At 66.8% G+C, this 20,788-nt stretch carries 16 protein-coding genes; 4 read left to right on the plus strand and 12 right to left on the minus strand.

Features of this window, described 5'->3' with window-relative positions; all coding sequences use genetic code 11:
• Positions 1–18: 18 nt before the first annotated feature.
• From ACTIF2_RS01305 to ACTIF2_RS01330, 6 genes are all read right to left on the minus strand, one after another.
• On the minus strand, positions 19–1,731 hold the full coding sequence (locus ACTIF2_RS01305) for an IlvD/Edd family dehydratase (RefSeq protein WP_439495206.1): 1,713 nt from the start codon (positions 1,729–1,731) through the stop codon (positions 19–21).
• A gap of 321 nt (positions 1,732–2,052) precedes the next feature.
• Positions 2,053–3,939 (minus strand): dipeptide ABC transporter ATP-binding protein, encoded by a 1,887-nt coding sequence (locus ACTIF2_RS01310; protein ID WP_439495207.1) that lies wholly within the window; start codon positions 3,937–3,939, stop codon positions 2,053–2,055.
• The gene (locus ACTIF2_RS01315; RefSeq protein WP_439495208.1) at positions 3,939–4,778 is read right to left on the minus strand and encodes an ABC transporter permease; all 840 of its coding nucleotides are present in this window, start codon (positions 4,776–4,778) and stop codon (positions 3,939–3,941) included. The genes ACTIF2_RS01310 and ACTIF2_RS01315 overlap by 1 nt, the downstream gene beginning before the upstream one ends.
• Positions 4,771–5,730, minus strand: coding sequence for an ABC transporter permease (locus ACTIF2_RS01320; RefSeq protein ID WP_439495209.1), 960 nt, complete (start codon positions 5,728–5,730; stop codon positions 4,771–4,773). The genes ACTIF2_RS01315 and ACTIF2_RS01320 overlap by 8 nt, the downstream gene beginning before the upstream one ends.
• Before the next feature lie 31 nt (positions 5,731–5,761).
• Positions 5,762–7,258 carry an ABC transporter substrate-binding protein gene (locus tag ACTIF2_RS01325; protein WP_439495210.1) on the minus strand — a complete coding sequence of 499 codons (1,497 nt, stop codon included), beginning with the start codon at positions 7,256–7,258 and terminating at the stop codon, positions 5,762–5,764.
• Positions 7,259–7,297: 39 nt separating this feature from the next.
• Positions 7,298–8,158 carry an N-formylglutamate amidohydrolase gene (locus tag ACTIF2_RS01330; RefSeq protein ID WP_439495211.1) on the minus strand — a complete coding sequence of 287 codons (861 nt, stop codon included), beginning with the start codon at positions 8,156–8,158 and terminating at the stop codon, positions 7,298–7,300.
• 160 nt (positions 8,159–8,318) lie between these two features.
• On the opposite strand from ACTIF2_RS01330, the gene ACTIF2_RS01335 reads away from it, so the two are divergent.
• A complete protein-coding gene (locus ACTIF2_RS01335) occupies positions 8,319–9,344 on the plus strand; it encodes a LacI family DNA-binding transcriptional regulator (protein ID WP_439495212.1) in 1,026 nt (341 codons plus the stop codon).
• A gap of 7 nt (positions 9,345–9,351) precedes the next feature.
• On the opposite strand, the gene ACTIF2_RS01340 is transcribed toward ACTIF2_RS01335, so the two are convergent.
• From ACTIF2_RS01340 to ACTIF2_RS01355, 4 genes are all read right to left on the minus strand, one after another.
• A complete protein-coding gene (locus ACTIF2_RS01340) occupies positions 9,352–10,635 on the minus strand; it encodes an NAD(P)/FAD-dependent oxidoreductase (RefSeq protein ID WP_439495213.1) in 1,284 nt (427 codons plus the stop codon).
• A gap of 138 nt (positions 10,636–10,773) precedes the next feature.
• On the minus strand, positions 10,774–12,078 hold the full coding sequence (locus ACTIF2_RS01345) for a TRAP transporter large permease (RefSeq protein WP_439495214.1): 1,305 nt from the start codon (positions 12,076–12,078) through the stop codon (positions 10,774–10,776).
• 10 nt (positions 12,079–12,088) lie between these two features.
• Positions 12,089–12,607 carry a TRAP transporter small permease gene (locus tag ACTIF2_RS01350; protein ID WP_439495215.1) on the minus strand — a complete coding sequence of 173 codons (519 nt, stop codon included), beginning with the start codon at positions 12,605–12,607 and terminating at the stop codon, positions 12,089–12,091.
• A 58-nt stretch (positions 12,608–12,665) separates the two neighbouring features.
• Positions 12,666–13,652: a TRAP transporter substrate-binding protein gene (locus ACTIF2_RS01355; RefSeq protein ID WP_439495216.1), complete on the minus strand. Its 987-nt coding sequence runs from the start codon at positions 13,650–13,652 to the stop codon at positions 12,666–12,668.
• Between the two features lie 214 nt (positions 13,653–13,866).
• Here ACTIF2_RS01355 and ACTIF2_RS01360 point away from each other — a divergent pair, with 214 nt between their 5' ends.
• The 3 genes from ACTIF2_RS01360 to ACTIF2_RS01370 all read left to right on the plus strand — a co-directional run bounded on the left by ACTIF2_RS01360 (position 13,867) and on the right by ACTIF2_RS01370 (position 18,705).
• A complete protein-coding gene (locus tag ACTIF2_RS01360; protein ID WP_439495217.1) occupies positions 13,867–14,754 on the plus strand; it encodes a LysR family transcriptional regulator in 888 nt (295 codons plus the stop codon).
• A gap of 122 nt (positions 14,755–14,876) precedes the next feature.
• Positions 14,877–17,003, plus strand: coding sequence for a hydantoinase/oxoprolinase family protein (locus tag ACTIF2_RS01365; RefSeq protein ID WP_439495218.1), 2,127 nt, complete (start codon positions 14,877–14,879; stop codon positions 17,001–17,003).
• On the plus strand, positions 16,996–18,705 hold the full coding sequence (locus ACTIF2_RS01370; protein ID WP_439495219.1) for a hydantoinase B/oxoprolinase family protein: 1,710 nt from the start codon (positions 16,996–16,998) through the stop codon (positions 18,703–18,705). Before ACTIF2_RS01365 ends, ACTIF2_RS01370 begins: the two co-directional genes overlap by 8 nt.
• A 187-nt stretch (positions 18,706–18,892) precedes the next feature.
• Here the strand turns inward: ACTIF2_RS01370 and ACTIF2_RS01375 are convergent, their stop codons facing one another.
• Positions 18,893–19,963 (minus strand): NAD/NADP octopine/nopaline dehydrogenase family protein, encoded by a 1,071-nt coding sequence (locus ACTIF2_RS01375; RefSeq protein WP_439495220.1) that lies wholly within the window; start codon positions 19,961–19,963, stop codon positions 18,893–18,895.
• Between the two features lie 19 nt (positions 19,964–19,982).
• Positions 19,983–20,642 carry a GntR family transcriptional regulator gene (locus ACTIF2_RS01380; RefSeq protein WP_439495221.1) on the minus strand — a complete coding sequence of 220 codons (660 nt, stop codon included), beginning with the start codon at positions 20,640–20,642 and terminating at the stop codon, positions 19,983–19,985.
• Positions 20,643–20,788 lie beyond the last annotated feature (146 nt).

The raw sequence follows: 20,788 nt of genomic DNA on the forward strand, positions 1-20,788 counted from the left end.
CGGCGAGATCGCGGCGAGTCAGGGTGTCTCGCCGCGCGGCCGGACCATGAAGTCGAAATCGCAGCCCTCGTCGGCCTGCGTCACGGTCTGCTGGAACAGGCGCGCATAGCCGCGGGCCGGCAGCGGCGGAGATGATGCGGACTGCAACGCGGCGCGACGGCGCGCGAACTCGCTCTCCTCGATCAGGAGTTCGATGCGGCGGCCGGCGAGATCGAGGCGAATCAGGTCGCCGCTCTGAACCAGCGCCAGCGGGCCGCCTATCGCGGATTCCGGCGTGATATGCAGCACGATGGTGCCGAAGGCCGTGCCGCTCATCCGAGCATCCGAGATCCGGACCATGTCCTTGACGCCCTGGCGGCCGAGCTTCTTCGGGATCGGCAAGTAGCCGGCCTCCGGCATACCCGGCGCGCCTTTCGGGCCGGTATTGCGCAGCACGAGGACGTCATCGGCGGAAACCTCGAGATCGGGATCGTCGATCCGGGCCGCCATGTCGACGACCGAATCGAACACCAGCGCCCGGCCGGTATGCTGCAGCAGCCTCGCGGAAGCGGCCGCCTGCTTGATGACGGCGCCACCCGGCGCGAGATTGCCGTAGAGCACCGCCATCGAGCCCTCGGGCTTGATCGGTGCGGATCGCGGCCGGATGACATCCTGCCCCGGCACCTCCTCGGCTGTGGCGACGACATCGCGCAACGTGCCCCCAGTGACCGTGCCGGCGTCGAGATCGATCAGCTCGCCGAGCTGGGCGAGCAGCCTGGGCACGCCGCCGGCATGGTGGAAATGCTCCATGTAATGCGCGCCGGAGGGCTTGAGGTCGACCAGGACAGGGACCTCGCGGCCGATCTCGTCGAGCATGGCGAGGTCGAAGCGATGCGGCGTGCGGTTGGCGATCGCGGTCAGGTGGATGACGCCGTTGGTCGAGCCGCCGATCGCCTGCATGACCACCGCCGCATTGCGGAAGGCGCGCGGCGTCAGCAGCTCGCTGGGGCGCGGGCCGCCGGAAACCGCCAGGCGCGCGGCGGCCGCGCCGCTCGCCTCGGCCAGCCGGATGCGCTCGGCATGGGGGGCGGGAATCGTCGCGCTCATCGGCAGCGACAGGCCAAGCGTCTCGGTGATGCAGGCCATGGTCGAAGCCGTGCCCATCACCATGCAGGTCCCGACCGAGGGCGCCAGGCGGCCGTTGACCGTGTCGATTTCGGCCTCGTCGATCTCGCCGGCGCGGTGCGCGCTCCAGAGCCGCCGGCAATCGGTGCAAGCGCCGAGCTCCTCGCCCTTGTGGTGGCCAACCACCATCGGGCCGACCGGCACCACCACGGTCGGCAGGTCGGCGCTCGCGGCTGCCATGATCTGCGCCGGCAACGTCTTGTCGCAGCCGCCAATGACGACGACCGCATCCATCGGCTGGGCCCGGATCATCTCCTCGGTGTCCATCGCCATCAGGTTGCGCAGGAACATCGAGGTCGGGTGGGCGAAGCTTTCATGGATCGAGATGGTGGGGAACACCATCGGCATGGCGCCCGAGAGCATGACACCGCGCTTCACCGCCTCGATCAGGGCCGGCGCGTTGCCGTGGCAGGGATTGTAGTCGCTGAAGGTGTTGGTGATGCCGACGATCGGGCGCTCCAGCGCGTCGTCGGAATAGCCCATCGCCTTGATGAAGGCCTTGCGCAGGAACAGCGCAAAACCCTCGTCGCCATAGCTGGTCAGCCCCTTGCGCAGGCCTTTGGCCATTATCGTTCCTCCCCGCGGCCGAGTCGCCGCCGGGCCCATTACAACAAGGATCGGGCGCGGCTGGAAGGAACGCGGGGGGATGGTGGCATCGGCGTCAGCGCAGGGCTCGCGATCGCGCGCAAAATCGCCGCGCGGGCGCCACGGTCGGTGTGGTGTCTCGCCACAAGGCCGCCGCCGAGAGGCGGAAGGATCGGGCGCAGGACATTCCACAACCGAACGCTGCCAATATGCTGCTCCCCTTTGTCGTGATGCTGGTGAAGATGCTCCGCAGGCGCCCCGGCTCGCGGCGCAGGCGGCAGCGGCGGCGATGAGGGCGTCAGGCTACGACGCCGAAACGCCGGATTCGAGCTGACGAACCCTCGGCACCGCCGCCAGCAAGGACGCGGTGTAGGGATGCGCAGGCCGTTCGAGGATCGCCTCGGTGCGGCCCTGTTCGACGATCTCGCCGCGACGCATGACGCAGATGCGGTCGGAGACGTAGGACACGACCGAGAGGTCATGGGTGATGAAGAGATAGGCCAGGCCGAACTCGTCGCGCAGATCGAGCAGGAGATTGAGGATCGAGGCCTGCACCGACACGTCCAGCGCCGAGACGGCCTCGTCGCAAACGATGAATTGCGGCTTGGTCGCGAGCGCCCGGGCGATGCCGATGCGCTGCTTCTCGCCGCCGCTCATCTCATGCGGGTAGCGCTCGGCATAGCGGGCGTCGAGCCTGACGAGGTCGAGCAGCTCGTGCACGCGGCGCTCGCGGGCGGCCTTGTCGAGGCCGAGGAGCTCGAGCGGCCGCGCCAGGATCTCGCGCACGGGCTTGCGCGGGTTGAGCGAGGAATCCGGATTCTGGAAGATGATCTGCGCGTTGCGGAGCAGCTCGCGCTTGCGTCGCCGCGAGGCGCTCAGCAGCTTCTCGCCATCGATCCGGACCTCGCCCGCGCTCGGCGAGACCAGATCGATCAGGCAGCGCCCCAGCGTGGTCTTGCCCGAACCGCTTTCGCCGACCAGCCCGACGATCTCGCCGGCATGGATGGTCAGCGAGACCTTGTCGACGGCCCGGAACGGCGCCTGCCCGAAGCTCAGCCGCGGCTTCCAGCCGTCGAAGCGCAAGGACAGGCCGTCGAGCGGCCCGCCGCTGCGGAAGGTCCGCTCGATCTCCTGCGCCTCGATCAGCTTGACCGCGTCGGCAGGGGGCGAGGGCCGGAGCAGGATCGCCGCGGCCTCCCCGCTGCGCCAGGCCGTGCCGGCGAGCTCGGCCGAGCGCCAGCAGCGGCTTCGGCTGCCGTTGTCCTGCGCCAGGAGCTGCTGCGGCTCGGCCTCGCAGCGCGCTGTGGCAAAATGGCAGCGCGGAGCGAAGACGCAGCCGGCCGGGACGACGCGCGCGTCGGGCAGGCGTCCCGGGATCGGCTCGAGCCGGCGGCGTTCGACTGAGAGCGCCGGCAGCGAGGCCAGCAGCCCCTTGGTGTAGGGATGGCGCGGCTGCGAGAGGACGGTGTCGGTCCGCCCCTGCTCCACCACGCGACCGGCATAGAGCACGCAGATATCGTCGCAGATGCGCGAGACGACGCCGAGATTATGGCTGATGAAGAGCAGCGAGAGGTCGCGTTTCCGACGCAGCTCGTCGAGCAGATCGAGGATCTGCGCCTCGACGGTGACGTCGAGCGCGGTGGTCGGCTCATCGAGGATGAGGAGGTCGGGTTCGCAGGCGAGCGCGCTGGCGATCAGCGCGCGCTGCTTCATGCCGCCGGAGAGCTGATGCGGATAGCTCGCGGCCATGCGGGCGGGATCGGGAATGCCGACCTCGGACAAGAGCTTCAGCGTCTCCGCCCGCGCCTGCGCCTCGCTCATGCCGCGATGCATGATCAGCGGCTCGGCGATCTGCTTGCCGACCCGGATCGCTGGGTTGAGCGTGGTGAAGGGGTCCTGGAAGACGATGCTGACCTTGCCGCCGCGCAGCGCCCGGCGCTCCTCGTCGCTCTTGGCATAGAGATCCTCGCCGTCGAGCAGGACATGGCCGGCGTCGACGGCCGCGTTCTTGTCGAGCAGGCCGAGGACCGCGAGCGCCGCTGTGCTCTTGCCCGAGCCCGACTCGCCGACGACGCCGAGCGCGCGGCCGCGCCCGACCGTCATGTCGACCTCATGGAGGACGCGGGTGCGGCCGCCATCGGCGGCGAAGCTGACCGAGAGGCCTTTGACCTCGAGCGCAGGCGCGGACATCAGCGCTTCCTCGACAGGCGCGGATCGAGCGCCTCGCGCAAGCCGTCACCGAACAGGTTGATCGCGATCACCGTGACGCAAAGCGCCGCGCCGGCCGCGCAGGCGATCCAGGGCGCGGAATTGATGAAGGGCCGGGCCTCGGCGATCATCAGGCCCCAGTCCGAGGCCGGCGGCTGGACGCCGAGCCCAAGGAAGCTGAGCGCCGCCGCGAGCAGCATGGCGAAGGTCACGCGCAGGGCCGATTCGACGATGATCGGCGGCCAGGCATTGGGCAGGATCTCGTGGAAGAGGATGTACCAGCCGCTCTCGACCCGGGCCTCCGCCGCCTGGATATATTCCTCGCCCGCGACCTCCAGCGTGACGCTGCGGGTCAGGCGCGTGATGATCGGGATATAGACGAAGCCGACGGCCAGGACCGTCTTCCACAGGCTCGGCGAGGTCACCGACAGGATCAGCAGGCCGAGGATGATCGGCGGCAGCGAGATCATGATGTCGACGACGCGCATGATCGTCTCGTCGACGACGCCGCGGTAATAGCCGGCGACGAGCCCGAGCGGCACGCCGAAGGCGAGGCTGACCAGCGTCGCGCCAAAGCCCATGACAAGCGAGGTCTGCGCGCCGTTCAGGATGCGGCTCAGCACGTCGCGCCCGAATTCGTCGGTGCCGAGCCAATGGGCGGCGCTCGGCGGGGCGAGCCTGACATCGAGCTGCATGGCGTCGAGATCGTAGGGCGAGAGCGCCGGTCCGGCGAGCGCCAGGACGATGATGGCCGCCAGCAGCCCCGCCCCGAAGACGAGGCTCAGCGGCACCCGCCGGCGGCGGCGCGGGGCGTCAGTCATTGCTGCTTCGGCCATAGCGGACCCTGGGATTGAGGAAGGCGTAGAGCAGGTCCGCGACGAGGTTCGATGCGGCATAGACGAAGGTGATCACCATCATGCAGGCCTGCAGGAGCGGCACGTCCATGTTCTGGATCGCGAACATCAAGAGCCGGCCGAGCCCCGGATAGGAGAAGATCGTCTCGACCACGACGATGCCGCCCATCATGATGCCGACATCGATCGCCAGCACCGTGATGGTCGGCAGCAATGCGTTCGGCAGCGCGTGACGGCGGATGACCAGGCTCTCGGGCAGGCCGCGCGCCCGGGCGGCGCGGACATACTGGCTCTGCATCGTGTCGATCATGCTCGAGCGCGTGAGCCGCGAGACATGCGCCATCAGGCCGGTCACCAGCGTGAAGATCGGCAGGATCAGGTGGCGCGCCCAGGCCCCGACGCCGTTCGAGAGATCGCTGTAGCCGGTGGCCGGGAACCAGTTGAGATAGCCGGCGAAGATCATGATGATGACGATGGCCCAGAGGAATTCCGGCACCGCAATGTTGACATAGGTGGTGACGGAGACGACGTGGTCGGCCGTCTTGCCATGGCGAACGCCGGCATAGACGCCGAGCCAGATGCCGAGCAGGGCGACGAGGCCGATCGAGATCCCGGCCAGGATCGCCGACTTGCCAACGGCGTCCCAGAGGATGGGCGCGATCGGCCGGTCCATCACCAGCGAGCGGCCAAGGTCGCCATGCAATAGCCCGCTGGCCCAGCGCAGATATTGCACATAGGCCGGGTCGTTGAGGCCGAGCTTCGCCTCCAGCGTGGCGACGTCCTCGGCCGAGGCGAAGTCGCCGAGGATCATATAGGCGACATTGCCCGGCATCACCTGCGTGATCCAGAAGATCAGGACGGACATCACCGCCATCGTCAGGACGATGGAGAGCAGCCGCTTCAGCACATAGCCGGTCATGGATCGGGCAATCGCTCGTTAGCGGGCAGCGCTATTCGAAATGCGCCTGGCGCAGATCCATCCAGGAATAGGGATGGGTGCGGTAGCCCTTCAGGCCGGTCTTGTAGGCGGTGGCGAAGTTGATGACATACATCACCACGCCCGGCACATCCTCGAGCGCATAGCCCTGGAACTGGCGATAGAGCTCCTTCTGCTCGTCGGGCGAGGTCGTGCGCCTGGCCTTGTCGAGCACCGCGTCGATGCGCTCGCTCTTGAAGTGCCACATCTGGTTATTCCAGGAGCCGCTGCTGTGGTACCAGGGATAGGTCGAGGTATCGATGGTCGGGCGCGAGAGATAGCCGTCCATGTAGAAGGGCGCCTTGCCGGCGACGGTCGCGCCCCAGCGGCTATAGGGCACGCGCTCGAGCTTGACGTTGATCCCGGCCGGCCGGAGCATCTGCTGCAGCGCCACCGCGGCGCGCTCGCGGGTCGGGCGGCCGACGGGCGCGTTGAGCGTGATCTCGAAGCCCTTGGGATAACCGGCCTCGGCCAGGAGCTTGCGCGCGCCGGCGATGTCCGGCGTCAGCGGCAGGGAGCTGTCGAAGAACGGGTGGTTCGGCGGGATCGGCGTATGCGTCGCGGCGCCCTGGCCGAACAGCGCGAACTGGACGAGTTTTGGCTTGTCGAGCGCCTTCAGGACCGCGCGGCGGACGCGCACGTCGTTGAAGGGCTTGAGCTCGTTGTTCATGACGATGCCGTCCCAGGTTCCGGTGGGAACGGCGTCGACCTTGAGGGCCTTGGAGGCCGAGAGCTCACCAATGGCCTCGAGCGGAACGTTCCAGAGGATGTCGATGTCGCCGGCATTGAGCGCCGCGATCTTCGCCGCGTCCTCGGGCATGACCCGGAAGGTCACGCGGTTCAGCTTGGGCAGGCCCTGTTCCCAATAATCCGGGTTCTTCGTCGCGGTCAGCTTGTCGCCGGGCGTATAGGATTCGAACATGAAGGGCCCGGTGCCGACCGGCTTCACCGACATCTGCTCCATGGTGACGCCGGCCGGGACGATCTTCAGATGGCGCTCGATCAGCATCTCCGGCCAGGATCCGTAGGATTCCTTGAGCACGAATTTGACGGTGTGCGGATCGGGCGTCTCGATGGCCTTGACCATCTCGGCCGTGGAGCGGGCGCGCGAGGCCAGCTGCGGGTCGGCGAGCCAGGCGAAGGTGTGGACCACGTCCTCCGCGGTGAAGGGCTTGCCGTTATGGAACTTGACGCCCTCCCTGAGCTTGAAGGTCCATTCCGTCGCATCGGCATTGGCGGACCAGGAGGTCGCGAGCTCCGGCTCGAGCTTCAGGTCCTCGGTAATGCGGACCAGGCCGTTGAAGAGCAGGACGGCGACATTGTATTCCTCGGCCGTGGTGCCGCGGCCGGGATAGAGATGGTTGACGTTGCTGTTGAGCGTCGCGACCAGCGCATCCTTCGGCTGGGCCCAGACCGGGCTGGCGAATGCGAGGCAGGACGCCGACAGGGCGATACCGAGCCATGATCTCATGATGATCCCCGTTCTTTTCTTGAAAGCCGTATCGCCGGCTCACGCCCGGCGTTTGGCCGTTGCATAGTCGCGAATGGCGCCGGCGAGCGTCACGATCGCCGTCTGCACCTCGGCGAAGCCGGCCGTCTTCGTGAACTCGGCCTCGTTCATGTAGAGCTTGCGATTGAGCTCGATCTGCAGGCTGTGGCGGCCGGCTGCGGGATCGGAATGCCGGCGGATGCATTCGGCGCCGGCGTAATGGAAGTTCGCGGTGACCTTGTAGCCGAACCCGCGGAGCGTCGAGACGACGAGCTCGGAGAATTCCGGGTCGCAGCTCGCGCCATTGAGGTCGCCGATGTCGAAATCGGAGCGCTGCTCGCCGCGATCGAGCGTCGAACGGCCGCCGATCGAGGCCATGCTGTGGCAGCTGACATGGTAGCTGACGCCCGCGGCGGCGCGATGGGCGGCGATGATGCGCGCCAGCTCGTCGTGATAGGGCAGGAAGTAGTTCTCGATCCGGTTGCGGATATCGGCGGCGGCGAGCTTGCGCTGATAGAGCGGCCCGTCGCCGGCCAGGCTGTGGATCAGGCCGATGCCGAGCTTCGACTTGACGGTCGGCGCAAGCACGCCCGGGCCCTGCCATTCATCGGCGAGCAGTTCGGGATCGACATCGGTCTCGTGCCGGTTGGCATCCGCATAGGCATTGGGGAAGAGCGCGTAGAGCAAGGTCGCGCCGCTCTGCGGAACGACGTCGTAGAGCTCGCCCAGATGCATCGAGACCGAGCGATGCACATCCTGGAACGGCGCGTCCGGCCGGAAGTCGCACGGGTACCAGGTGCCGCTGCGAGGCACGTCGAAGACGACGGGCGCGACATCCGCCGCGGGATCGCGGCGCAGGAGGACGCCAGGAAGCAGATGCATGGGCTCGTCTCGCGATTGGCTTGGGAAATCGATTTAGGAAATCGATTTCCTTAACGCTATGTGCTAGAACCCGACCTTGTCAAGCGGGCGCGAGCCGTGCACTTCCTCGTCGCGGCGAGGCCCGCTGCCGGGAATTCGCGACAGGCGAGGATTCTGCTGGATGGACAAGGCCGCACCGGTGCCACGGCTCGACGATGTCGCCGCCCTCGCCGGCGTCGCGAAATCGACCGTGTCGCGGGTGATGAGCGGGGAAGCGACGCTCGCGGTCCGGGGCGAGACGCGCCAGCGCATCCTCGATGCCGCCGAACAGCTCGGCTACCGGCCGGATGTCCGGGCTCGCGCGCTGCGCCTGAAGCGCTCGCACATGATCGGGATCGTGGTTCCCGAGATCGACAACCCGGCCTTCGGCACGATCATCCGCAGCGCGCAGAAGGCGGCGATCGAGCGGGGCTATTCCCTCTTCATCTCGCTGGCCGACAAGGACCAGCCCGATACCGAGCTCTATCGCCGCCTGATCGAGGGCAACCGCGTCGACGGCATCCTGCTCACCACGGTCAGCGACCCGAGCTTGGTCGCGGGGCTGCGCCGTCAGTCGATCCGCTATGTCCTGGTCAACCGCGAGCTCGACGAGCGCAACGACTCGATCATCGTCGATTACGAGACGGGCACGGCCCAGGCCGTGGAGCATCTCACGGCGCTCGGCCATCGCAGCCTGTGCCATGTTTCGGGGCCGCTCCACCAATATGCCGGGCGCAAGCGCCTCGATGGCTTCAGGGCCGGGCTCGCCGCGGCGGGCCTGCCCTTCGAGGCCAGCATGGTCGGCGAGTGCAATTATGGCTGGGCCGAAGCGGGCGCGGCCTTCGAGCGCATCGTCGCGGCAGCCGGCACGCGACCAACCGCCGTCTGCGCGGCGAACACCATCGTCGCCGCGGGCATCATCGCGGCGGCCCGGCAGATGGGGCTGTCCGTGCCGCGCGACCTCTCGGTCATCGCCCTGCTCGACGGGCCGCTCGCGACGATGCAGGTGCCGGCGATCACGGCCGTCCAATACCCGTTCGAAAGCCTCGGCCAGCGCGCCACGCACCGGCTGATCGACAGCATCGAGTTCGACTTGCAGCAGGAGCGGGAACGGCTGGAGCCGTTGGGCATCGTCGTCAGGGCTTCGACGGCAGCTCCGCCCGCTTAGGCCGGCTCTAGGTCGGCTCCTTGCCCTTCCTCGTGTCGCCTTGCGTGATGAGGCGAGCGCTGCGGTGGCCGCTGATATAGATCCAGAGCCAGTTGAGGGCGACGGTCAGGCGGTTGCGCAGACCGATCAGGAAGTAGATATGGGCGATGCCCCAGGCCCACCAGGCCAGGCGGCCCTTCAGCTTGATCCAGCCGAAATCGACAATGGCGGCGCGCTTGCCGATCGTCGCAAGATTGCCGGCGTTCTTGTAGGCGAAGGGCTGTGGCGCGGCAGCGCCCCGCAGCCGCGCCTTGATCACACGGGCAGCATAGCGGCCCTCCTGCTTGGCCGCCGGCGCTATGCCGGGAACGAGCTTGCCGTCCGCGCCTTCGACATGAGCGGTGTCGCCGACCACGAAGATGTCGGGATGTCCCGGCACCGTGAGATCGGGCTCCACGAGAACCCGGCCTGCGCGATCGGCCGGCACGTGCAGCCAATCCGCGGCGGCGGACGCAGCGACTCCGGCCGCCCAGAGGATCGTCTTGGCCGGGAGAAACTCCCCACCGAGCTCGACGCCGGCCTCGCCGCATTTGGAAACGGCGTGTCCCAGCTTGATCTCGACCCCGAGACGCGTCAGCGCCCGCTGCGCGTAGGCCGAGAGATCCTCGCTGAAACCGGAGAGAATCCGGGGCCCGGCCTCGATGAGGACGACGCGCGCGCTGCGCGTGTCGAATTTGCGGAAATCGCCGCGCAACGTGTCATGGGCGAGTTCCGCGATCGTGCCGGCGAGCTCCACGCCGGTCGGCCCAGCGCCAATGATCACGAAGGTGAGGAACTTTGCGCGTTCGGCCTCACTCGTCTCCCATTCGGCCTGCTCGAATGCGGCCAGGATGCGCCGCCTGATCCTGGTCGCGTCCTCGAGCGTCTTCAGGCCGGGCGCATGCGGCTCCCATTCGTCATGCCCGAAATAGGCGTGGCGGGCGCCCGTCGCCAGGATCAGCGTGTCGAAAGGGACCGGCTCCTCGCCGTCCAGCAGGACCTGCTTCTCCTGGACATCCACGCCGACGACGCTGCCGAGCAGGGTCGTGACGTTCTTGTGCCTGTGAAGCAGCGAGCGGATCGGCCACGCGATCTCCGATGTCGCAAGCGAAGCCGTCGCAACCTGGTAGAGCAAGGGCTGGAACAGGTGATGGTTGCGCCGATCGACGATCGTGATCGACACCGGCGCGCTCGCGAGATCGCGTGCCGCCTCGAGGCCGCCGAAGCCGGCTCCGACGATCACCACATGCGGCCCAGGACGATTGTCAGCCATCTGCCCGAACATAATCACGTTCGCGACGACGCGAGCAAGTTCAGGCTCAAACCGACGATCCGCATGTCGGGATCAACGGCACGTTGCTCCGCGGGAGGCGCGGCCGGCTCCTCCCTTGCGGCCTCGTTGTCCGGCCGATCAGCTCGTCATCATCTTCGGCAGCGCCGTGACGATCTGCGGGAAGACCGTGATCAGGACCAGCAGCAGCATCAGCACGAAGAAGTAAGGGATCGCGGCCTTCGTCACGGTCAGGATATCCTTGCCCGTGATGCTTTGAAGCACGAAGAGGTTGAAGCCGACGGGCGGGGTGATCTGCGCGGCCTCGATCAGGACCACCACGAAGATGCCGAACCACAAGAGGTCGATTCCCGCGGCCTGCACCATCGGCAGCATCACCGAGGAGGTCAGCACGATGATCGAGATGCCCTCGAGGAAGCAGCCCAGGATCAGCATGAAGATCGCGAGCACCGCCAGCAGCGCATAGGGCGAAAGCTGCATCGCATCGACCCAGCTCGCGAGAGAGCGCGGGATGTCGACGAAAGCGACGGCGATCGTCAGGCAAGCCGCGCAGGCGATGATGAAGGAGATCATGCAGGAGGTGCGCATGGCCGCCATCAGGCTTTCCATGAAGCTCTTGCGGCTGAGCCCGCCGCCGACGGCGGCGAGGATGAGCGCGCCGATCACGCCGATGGTCGCGGCTTCGGTCGGCGTTGCGATGCCGCCATAGATCGAGCCGACCACGGAGCCGATCAGGAGCGCGACCGGGATCAGCCGCCGCGACCGGTAGACCTTCTCCAGGAAGGGCACCGGCGGGTCCGCAGGCGGCATCTTGTCCGGATTGAGCATGCTCCAGATCGCCGTGTAGCCCATGAAGAGGCACATCAGGAGCAGACCGGGCAGGACGCCGGCGATGAACAGCCGGGCGATCGAGACCTCGGCCGTCACGCCATAGACGATCATGATGATCGAAGGCGGGATCAGCAGGCCGAGCGTGCCGGAGCCGGCCAAGGTGCCGATCGTCATGTTGAGCGGATAATGCCGCTTCTCCAGCTCCGGCACGCTGATCCGCCCGATCGTGGCGCAGGTCACGGCCGAGGAGCCAGCGACCGCCGCCATGATTCCGCAGCCCAGCACGTTGACATGCAGGAGGCGCCCCGGCAGCCGCGACACCCAGGGCGCCAGGCCCTGGAACATGTCCGAGGACAATTTCGAGCGGAACAGGATCTCGCCCATCCAGATGAAGAGCGGCAGCGAGGTCAGGGCCCAGCCCCAGCTCGAGTCCCACAGGGTCGAGGCGATCAGCGACCCCATCGGAGCGGTGGTGAAGAGGCCCATCAGCACCATGCCGACGGTCAGCAGTGACAGGGCAACCCAGACGCCGCTTGCCAGCAGCAGGAGCAGCGAGCCGGCGAGAACCAGCGAGGCGAGAACGATCGGATCCATCACGCGTTCCCTATGCCACGGGCTTGTCGAGGCCGATCTCGTCGGGCGCCTCGTAGCGCGGCCGACCGCCGGTGAGCAGCCAGAACAATTCGTCGACGAGCGCGACCGCGAAAGCGATCACGCCCACGGCGACGCCCGTCTGCGGAATCCAGAAGGGCATGGCCAGCAGCCCGGGGCTGATGTCGTTGTACTGGTAGGACTGAATCGCCAACTGGCTGACATGCCAGGCGAGGAACGAGACCACGACCCCGCCGAGCAGGCAGTTGAAGATCTCGACGCCGCGCCGAAACCGGACCGGCAGTCTGTCGACGATCAGATTGATGCGCACATGCGCGCCGCGCCTGAAGGTATGGGCGAGGCCGAAGAAGGTCGATGCCGCCAGGCACAGTCCGGCCGCCTCCGTGGCGTCGAGCGTCACGCCGCGCATGCGCGCGACGATCTGAGCCACGATCGCAACTGCGATGCCGATCATGAAGGCCGCGGCCAGATAGCCGCAGGCCTCGTAGAATCTATCCAGAGTCCGCCGCATGCCGGACACCCCCCGCTGACCGTGGTTGCTCAAGACGGACGTCTCGCGAAGGCCGGTTTTACTTGAGGCTCTTCTGATAGGTCTCGTAGACGGCCTTCTCCTCGGCAGTCGCGGCGCTCAGCCATTCGGCCACCATGCCCTTGCCGGCGCCCTCGATGGCGTCGAGCACGTCCTTGGGCGATTGAGCGATCGTCACGCCATGGCTCTTGAGAACGCTCTCGCGTTCCTCGCTGGCCTTCTTGGACAGGTCCCAGCCACGCTTGGTGGCGGCCTCTCCGGCTTCGAGCACGACCTTCTGCGTCGCCTCGTCGAGCTGGCGGAAGGCGCGCTCGTTAAGGAGGATCGCGTTCTTGTTGTGCATCGTGCCGGTATAGGTGAAGTGCTTGACATAGTCCCAGATCTGGACGTCGGTCCCGGTCTGGGCGCTGGTCCAGAGCGACTGGATCATGCCGGTCGAGAAGGCCTGGGGCACTTCCGCGAACGGCAGGATCAGGGCTTCCATGCCGAGCTTCTCGCCCATGATCTGCGTCTGCTTCGAATAGATGCGCAGTTTCTGGCCCTTCAGATCCGCAAGCGCGGCCAGGGGCTGCCTGGTGTAGAAGCCTTGGCCCGGCCAGGCGACATAGGTGATGGCGCGCAGGCCGTTCTTCTTGAACATCGCATCGAAGAACGGGCGCTGGGCCTCGGTCAGCTTGGTGGCCTGATCGTAGGTCGTCGCGACACCGGGGATGTTGTCGAGATTGTACATGGCCGCTTCGTTGCCATAGACGCCGAGACGGATCTCGCCGATCTGGATCTGGCCCGACTGAACGGCACGCTTGATCGCATCGAGCTTGATCAGGCTGTCATTGGAGCGCAGGTCGATCTTGAGCTTGCCGCCGCTCTTCTCCTCGATCTCCTTGATCATCTGCCGGATGTTCTGGGTGAAGAAGCTGCTCTCGGGATAGCCGGAGGCCATCGTCCAGCTCGTCTGGGCGAAAGCGGGCACGGTCAAGGCGACACTCGTCGCAAAGACGGCGGCTGCAATCAGAGTTCTGCGGTTCATCGTTTCCCTCTTTTTTGCCTCGGAACGGACTGGAATCCGCACGGGTTCTCTCACTTGGTGGCCCGGCCAGGGCGCCAAGGCCGGCTAACAGCAGTCCAACGTGTTCTTTCGATAGCTGCCAATTGAATTTTGCTGTTTTCGCAATGCATTTTCTTTATCAAGAGTGGCGACGGCTCAACATTTGCGCGCCGCCTGATGTCTCTTTGGAGGGGTGATGCCGAACTGGACCCTGAAGCAGCTCGAAAGCTTCGTCTGGGTGGCCAAGCTCGGCAGCTTCAGAGGGACGGCAGAGCGCCTGAACACGACGCAACCCAATATCTCGGTGCGCATCTCGCAACTCGAGTCGGTGCTGGGCGTGAGGCTGTTCTATCGCGACTCGGGCTCGGTCGCGCTGACGCCGATCGGGCATTCCCTGCTGGCCCATGCCGAACGGGTTCTCATCGCTTCGGAGGAATTCTCGCAGCAATCCATCCGCTCGGACCAGCAGGTCGGCATCCTTCGGCTCGGCGTCGCCGAGCTCATCGCGCAGACCTGGCTGCGCGACTACCTGCTCGACCTGCGGCAGGTCTTTCCGAACGTGGATGTCGAGCTGAAGGTCGATCTCACGATCAACCTCAGGGAGGAGCTCGTTTCGAGGGCGCTGGACCTGTGCCTCCTGAATGGCCCGATCTCGAACTTCAACATCAGCAATGCCGACCTCGGCTCGGTTCCTTATGTCTGGGTCGCTTCGCCCCGGCTCGCACCCTCCGGCTCCGACATCGCGACATTGGCCGCCCACACGATCCTCACCCATGCCCGCAACACGCGCCATTTCGTCGAGCTTTCCGCGCATTTCCGCGAGCTCTGGGAAAAGCCCGTGCGGATCGTGCCGTCGAGCAGCCTGTCGGCCTGCCTTCAAATGACCATCGATGGCCTCGGGATCGCGCCTTTGCCGTATACGCTGGTGGAAAAGCCGCTCGCCTCCGGGGAGCTGATCGAGATCCCGTATGCGTGGAAGCCGAGCGCGCTCGTCTTCACGGCCTCCTTCGCCCACACGCCGGCCAGTTTCCTGCTCAAGCGCTCGGCGGAGCTCGCGGGGGACCGTGCCGCCCGGCATCACTGACGCGTCGCGATGGCCTGGCTCTCGATAAATAATCTGTATCGAATAGCATAGATAATAATAATTCGACGACATAGACGCCCATTTCTATCCTCCCTCGATCAAGCAACGGAGGCGAAGCAGCCATGTCCATTTTCGGGGGCCGCCTGGGCGTCGACATCGGCGGAACTTTCACGGATGTCGTGCTCGAGCAGGAGGGGCAGAGGTTCTCGACCAAGGTCCTGACCACCTATGCCGCGCCGGAAGACGCCATCGTCGAAGGGATGCACCGCGTCTGCTCCAAGGCCGGCATCGCCGCTTCGACCATCGGGCAGATCATCCATGGCACGACGCTGGCGACCAACGCGCTGATCGAGCGGCGCGGCGCGAAGACCGCCCTCATCACCACCGAGGGCTTTCGCGACGTCATCGAGATGCGGACCGAGAGCCGCTTCGAACAATACGACCTGAACCTGACGCTGCCCGAGCCCCTGCTGCCGAGGAACCGGCGCTATACTGTGAAGGAGCGCATGGACGCGCGCGGGCAGGTGCTCGTGCCGCTCGAGCGCACCGAGGTCGAGGCGCTCGCCGAGGAATTGCGCGAGGCCGGCTACGATAGCGTCGCCGTCGGGCTGCTCCACTCCTACGTCAACGACGCGCATGAGCGGATGATCCACGACGTGCTCGCTGAGCGGCTGCCCGGCGTGATGATCTCGCTGTCCTCGGAAGTCTCGCCGCAGATGCGCGAATACGAGCGCTTCAACACGACGATCGCCAACGCCTTCATCAAGCCGCTGATGAAGAGCTATCTCGTGCGGCTCAAGGGGCGGCTCGCGGATGAGGGAGCCTCCTGCCCGATCTTCCTGATGCATTCGGGCGGCGGCATCATCTCGCTGGAAAGCGCCTCGGAGTTTCCGGTGCGCCTGGTCGAATCCGGCCCCGCGGGCGGCGCGGTCTTCGCGGCCGATATCGCGGCCCGGCACGGGCTGAAGAAGGTGCTCTCCTTCGACATGGGCGGGACGACGGCGAAGATCTGCCTGATCAAGAACTACACTCCCAAGACCGCACGCGTCTTCGAGGTGGCCCGGACCTACCGGTTCAAGAAGGGCTCCGGCATGCCGATCTCGATTCCGGTGATCGACATGGTCGAGATCGGCGCCGGCGGCGGCAGCCTCGCCCATGTCGACTCGATGAACCAGATCAGGGTCGGGCCGGAAAGCGCCGGATCCGAGCCGGGACCGGCCTGCTACGGCCGTGGCGGCAAGCGCCCGGCCGTCACGGATGCCGACGTCATCCTCGGCAAGATCGACCCGCAGAATTTCGCGGGCGGGACGATCCCGCTGTTTTCGGACGAATCCGCCAGCGCGCTCGAAGCAGAGATCGGCGGCAGGCTGGGCATGGATGCCCTGGAAAGCGCCTGGGGCGTCGCCGAGGTCGTCGACGAGAACATGGCCAATGCGGCCCGCGTCCATGCCGTCGAGAACGGCGAGGACCTGTCGGACTATACGATGATCGCCTTCGGCGGAGCCGCTCCCCTGCATGCCGGCCGGCTTTGCGAAAAGCTCGGCATCTCGCGCTGCCTGGTGCCGCCCGGCGCCGGCGTCGGCTCCGCCATCGGCTTCCTGCGGGCGCCGTTCAGTTTCGAGGCGAACCGGACGTTGTTCATGCGGCTGGCGCGGTTCGACACGCAGCGCGTGACGCGGCTCTTCGACGAGATGGAGGAGGAGGCGACTCGCGTCGTCCGCTCCTGCGGCTGGGAGGGCGAGATCCTGACCGAATACAAGATCTATATGCGCTATGCCGGCCAGGGCTGGGAAATCCCGGTGACGCTGACGCCGGAAGAGGCGCGCGCCGCCGATCCCACCGTCATCCTGCAGCGCTTCGAGCGGGAATACGTCAATCTGTTCGGCCGCACGGTGAAGGGCCTCGAGGCCGAGATCACGGTATGGTCGGTCAACGCTCATACCCCGCCGACGCCGGTGACGGCGGTCGAGGCACTCAGCGGGACGCGGGCAGCATCGTCTCAAGCTGCGCGCAGGATCTTCGATGCCGGGCTTGGACGGCAGGTCGAGGCCGACGCCTATGATCGCGCGGACCTGCCGGCCGGCAGCGCTCTCCGCGGTCCGGCCGTGGTCACGGAGGAGGAGACCACCATCGTCCTGCCCTCGAGCCGGGTGGCCGTCACGCTGAACGACGGCTGCATCGATATCCGCCTGGAGGAACAATCACCCGCCCCGCACAAGGCGGACCGGAAGGAGGTGGCTCATGTCTGAGATCTCGAAAGTCGCCTATCAGGTGATGTGGAACCGCCTGATCTCGGTCGTCGAGGAACAGGCGCAGGCGCTGATCCGCACCTCCTTCTCGACCTCGGTGCGCGAGGCCGGCGACCTCTCCGCCGGCGTCTATAACGAGAAGGGCGAGATGCTGGCGCAGGCCGTGACCGGCACGCCGGGCCATGTCAACGCCATGGCCGATGCCGTTGCGCATTTCATCCGCCGGATCGGGCGGGAGAACATCTGCGAGGGCGACGTCTACATCACCAACAACCCCTGGGAGGGCACCGGTCACCTGCACGACATCACCATCGTCAGCCCGTCCTTCCACCAGAGCCGCCTCGTCGGCTTCTTCGCCTGCACGGCGCATGTCGTCGATGTCGGCGGCCGCGGCTTCGGAGCCGACGGCAATTCGGTCTACGAGGAAGGGCTTCATGTTCCGATCATGAAGTTCGTCGACCGTGGGACCGTGAACGAGACGCTCGTCACGATCATTCGCGGCAATGTCCGCGAGCCGGACCAGCTCGTCGGCGATATCTATGCGCTGGCGACCTGCAACGAGATCGGGCATCGCCGCCTGATCGACATGATGGTCGAGTTCAGGCTCGCCGATCTCGCCGGCATCTCGGAGTTCATCCTGACGAACTCGCGGCAGGCGACGCTGGACAAGATCGCGGCGCTGCCGCGGGCGCAGGCCGAAGGCCATATGCGGATCGACGGCTATAGCCGGCCCATCGATTTGCACGTGAAGATCTCGATCGAGCCGGACGGCGTGCTCTGCGACTGGGCGGGGACGTCGGGCGTCGACAAGAACGGCATCAACGTGCCGCTCGTCTATACCAAGGCCTATACCTGCTACGCGCTGAAATGCGCGATCGCGCCCGAGATTCCGAACAATGCCGCGTCGCTGGAGCCCTTCCGGATCGTCGCGCCGGACCATACGATCGTGAACGCGCTATGGCCGGCGCCCGTCGCGCTGCGCCACATCATCGGGCACATGGTGCCCGACACGATCTATGACGCGCTCGACAAGATCCTGCCCGGCGTGGTTCCCGCCGAAGGTGCGGGCAGCCTCTGCAACTTCCAGGTCTCGCTGCGTCCGCGCAGCGACGGGCCCGCTCCCGAGGACGCTGTTCGCGCCGAAGTCTTGACCTTCAATTCGGGAGGCTCGGGCGCGCGCCCGTCGCTCGACGGCATGAGCGCGACGGCCTTCCCGTCGGGCGTGATGACGATGCCGGTCGAGGCGACCGAGCAGGTCGGGCCGGTCATCGTGTGGCGCAAGGAGCTCAGGCCCGATTCCGGCGGAACCGGCCGCCATCGCGGCGGGCTCGGCCAGCACATGGAGGTTGGCGCCTGGGCGGGATACGAATTCGACATCCAGGCGATGTTCGACCGCGTCCATCACCCGGCTCGCGGCCGCCGCGGCGGCGGCGCCGGCGCGCCGACCACCATCGCGCTCGACGATGGCACGAAGATGAAGGGCAAGGGCAAGCAGTTCGTGCCGCAAGGCCGCAAGGTCGTCATGGCCTTTCCCGGCGGCGCGGGCTACGGCGCGCCCGGCGAACGGGACCAGCGCAGCGTCGAGCGCGACCTGGCGCTCGGCTACATTTCCGCCGAGATGGCCAAGGCCGATTACGGCCTTTCCGACGAGGCCGTGGCGGGCGTGCTGGCAACGGCGCGGCGCGGCGAGCTGCCTCGCTGAGCTGGCTGAGCTTTCTGCTCAGAATAGGCTGTCATTGCGAGGAGGCTTCGCCAACGAAGCAATCCAGGGCCGTCGAGCGCCCTGGATCGCGTCGCTTCGCTCGCGATGACGGATTGATCGGAAACCGCACGAGGCCGAAGGTCGTGAAGACTCGGCAGCAAGCGATGCCCGTCTCAAGGTCAGCCGGTCAGCAGCCGTCGCGGAGCAGCCGATGCAGCGCCGCAGGATCGAGTGAACCGAGGGCGAGCGCGGGCAGGATATCGTTCTCGGCCCTGAAATCGCGGCCGCAGATCGCATCGAACAGCGCGATGCCCGCCTGATGCAGCGGCATAGCCACGCCGGCCACCGCGCCGAGCAGCTCCAGCGGCACGAGGCCGAAGGGCACGTCCTCGGTGATGAAGCGGGTGTCGAGCGTCTTGGGGCCGAGCAGCTCCGGCCGCGTCGCATAGACCGCGGCCGCCATCTCGCCGACCGGGCCGGGCGCGACCCCGAATGAATGCACATAATGGTCCTGCACGCTGCGCACGGAAAGGCCGAAGGCCTTCGCCAGCGTCAGACGCTCGACATCCATGGCATCGACGATGCGCCCGACGCCTTGCGTGATGGAGCCGTAATTCGGCCAGTCCTCGCCCTTCTCGGCGCGGGTCAGGTTGCCGAGCATGTTGGCCATATGGGCCGGCGGGTTGAGATTGCTCAGCATGATCGCGAGCACGTCCTCGCGCGGCTCGAAACGGTCGCCGAACAGCGCCCTGCAAATGCCGAGCCCCTGCCCGGCCAGCCGCGCCGGGAGCGTCGCCACGTCGAGCTTCGCCCGGATGCCGGAGATGTGGACGCTGCGCGGCCCGCTCTTGCGCGCGGTCAGGGCCGTCGTCGCCCAGGCGGCGATCGGCAGATCGAGCCCACGCTCGACCAGCAGCCGATGCAGGTAGAGCGCGGCGAAGGAACAATGCGCGCTGATGATCACCGCCTGGCCGGCGCCGAGATGCCGCGCGAGCTCGTCGAGCGCAGGCTTGAAGCCATTGGCCTGGACCGCGACGATGACGACCTCCGCCCCGTCGACGGCCCCGGCGCAGTCGGGCGCGACAGCGAGCGGCAGCGAGCCCTCGATCTTGCCCGTGACCGTCAGCGGCGCATTGCCGGCGAAATCGGCAAGCGCGGCGCCGCTCGGGGACCAGATCACCGGCTGGTGGCCCTGGCCGGCCAGATAGGCGGCATAGCCGCGCCCGATCCCGCCCGAACCTATGATCGCGACGCGCATTGGAAATCCCCGTTCCGGCTCAGATGATCTCGAGGCCGGCCAGCACATGCCGCCGGACGACGGCCGTCAGGCCGGGCTTGTCGCGCTGCCGCAGCCGCTCGACGATGTCGTAATGGTCGCGCGCGGTCTGCGCGAGCAGCGTCGCCGTGTTCTTCTCGCGCGTCAGCGTGACCGGCACGCGGCTGCGCAGATCGAAGATCATCGCGACGAGATCGCGGTTGGGGCAGAACTCGAGCATGACCGAATGGAAGGCGCGGTTGGTCTCCTCCTGCTGGACGACCGTGCCGGAGGCGACGGCCTCGGCAAACCGGCCGGCCTGATGGTCGAGACGCGCGAGCCCGGCATCGTCGATATGCTTCATCACCTCCTCGGCCGCCGCCACCTCCAGGATCGCGCGGATCGAGACGACATTGCGGAAACGGGCGCTGTCGAACTCCTCGACGCGGTAGCCGCGATTGGTTTCGAGCTTGACGAAGCCCTTCTCCTCCAGCCGGTCGAGCGCCTGGCGGATATCGAGGCGCGAGGCGCCGTACTGCGCCTCCAGGTCGACCTGCTTCAGCCAGGATCCGGCGCTGAGGCGGCCGGTGCTGATATCCCTCTCGATCAGTGCGGCGAGCTGGCGCGCCCTGCCCGCACTCGCACCGCCGCTGGTCAGCTTTGTCCTGTCGTCGACGCTCATCGACCGTATCCCGCGCCCTTCCTGTTCCATATCCGACGCGATTCCGAGGGGCATCGCCTGAAAATCCTTCTGCGCCGGAACCTGTGCCGGACGCAAGCCGGGGCGGCCATGACAGTCCTGCCCAGTCGTTGGGCAGAGCGTGGCGC

Origin of the sequence: Allobosea sp., from assembly GCF_051860145.1 — a bacterium.
Classification (GTDB): Bacteria; Pseudomonadota; Alphaproteobacteria; order Rhizobiales; family Beijerinckiaceae; genus Allobosea.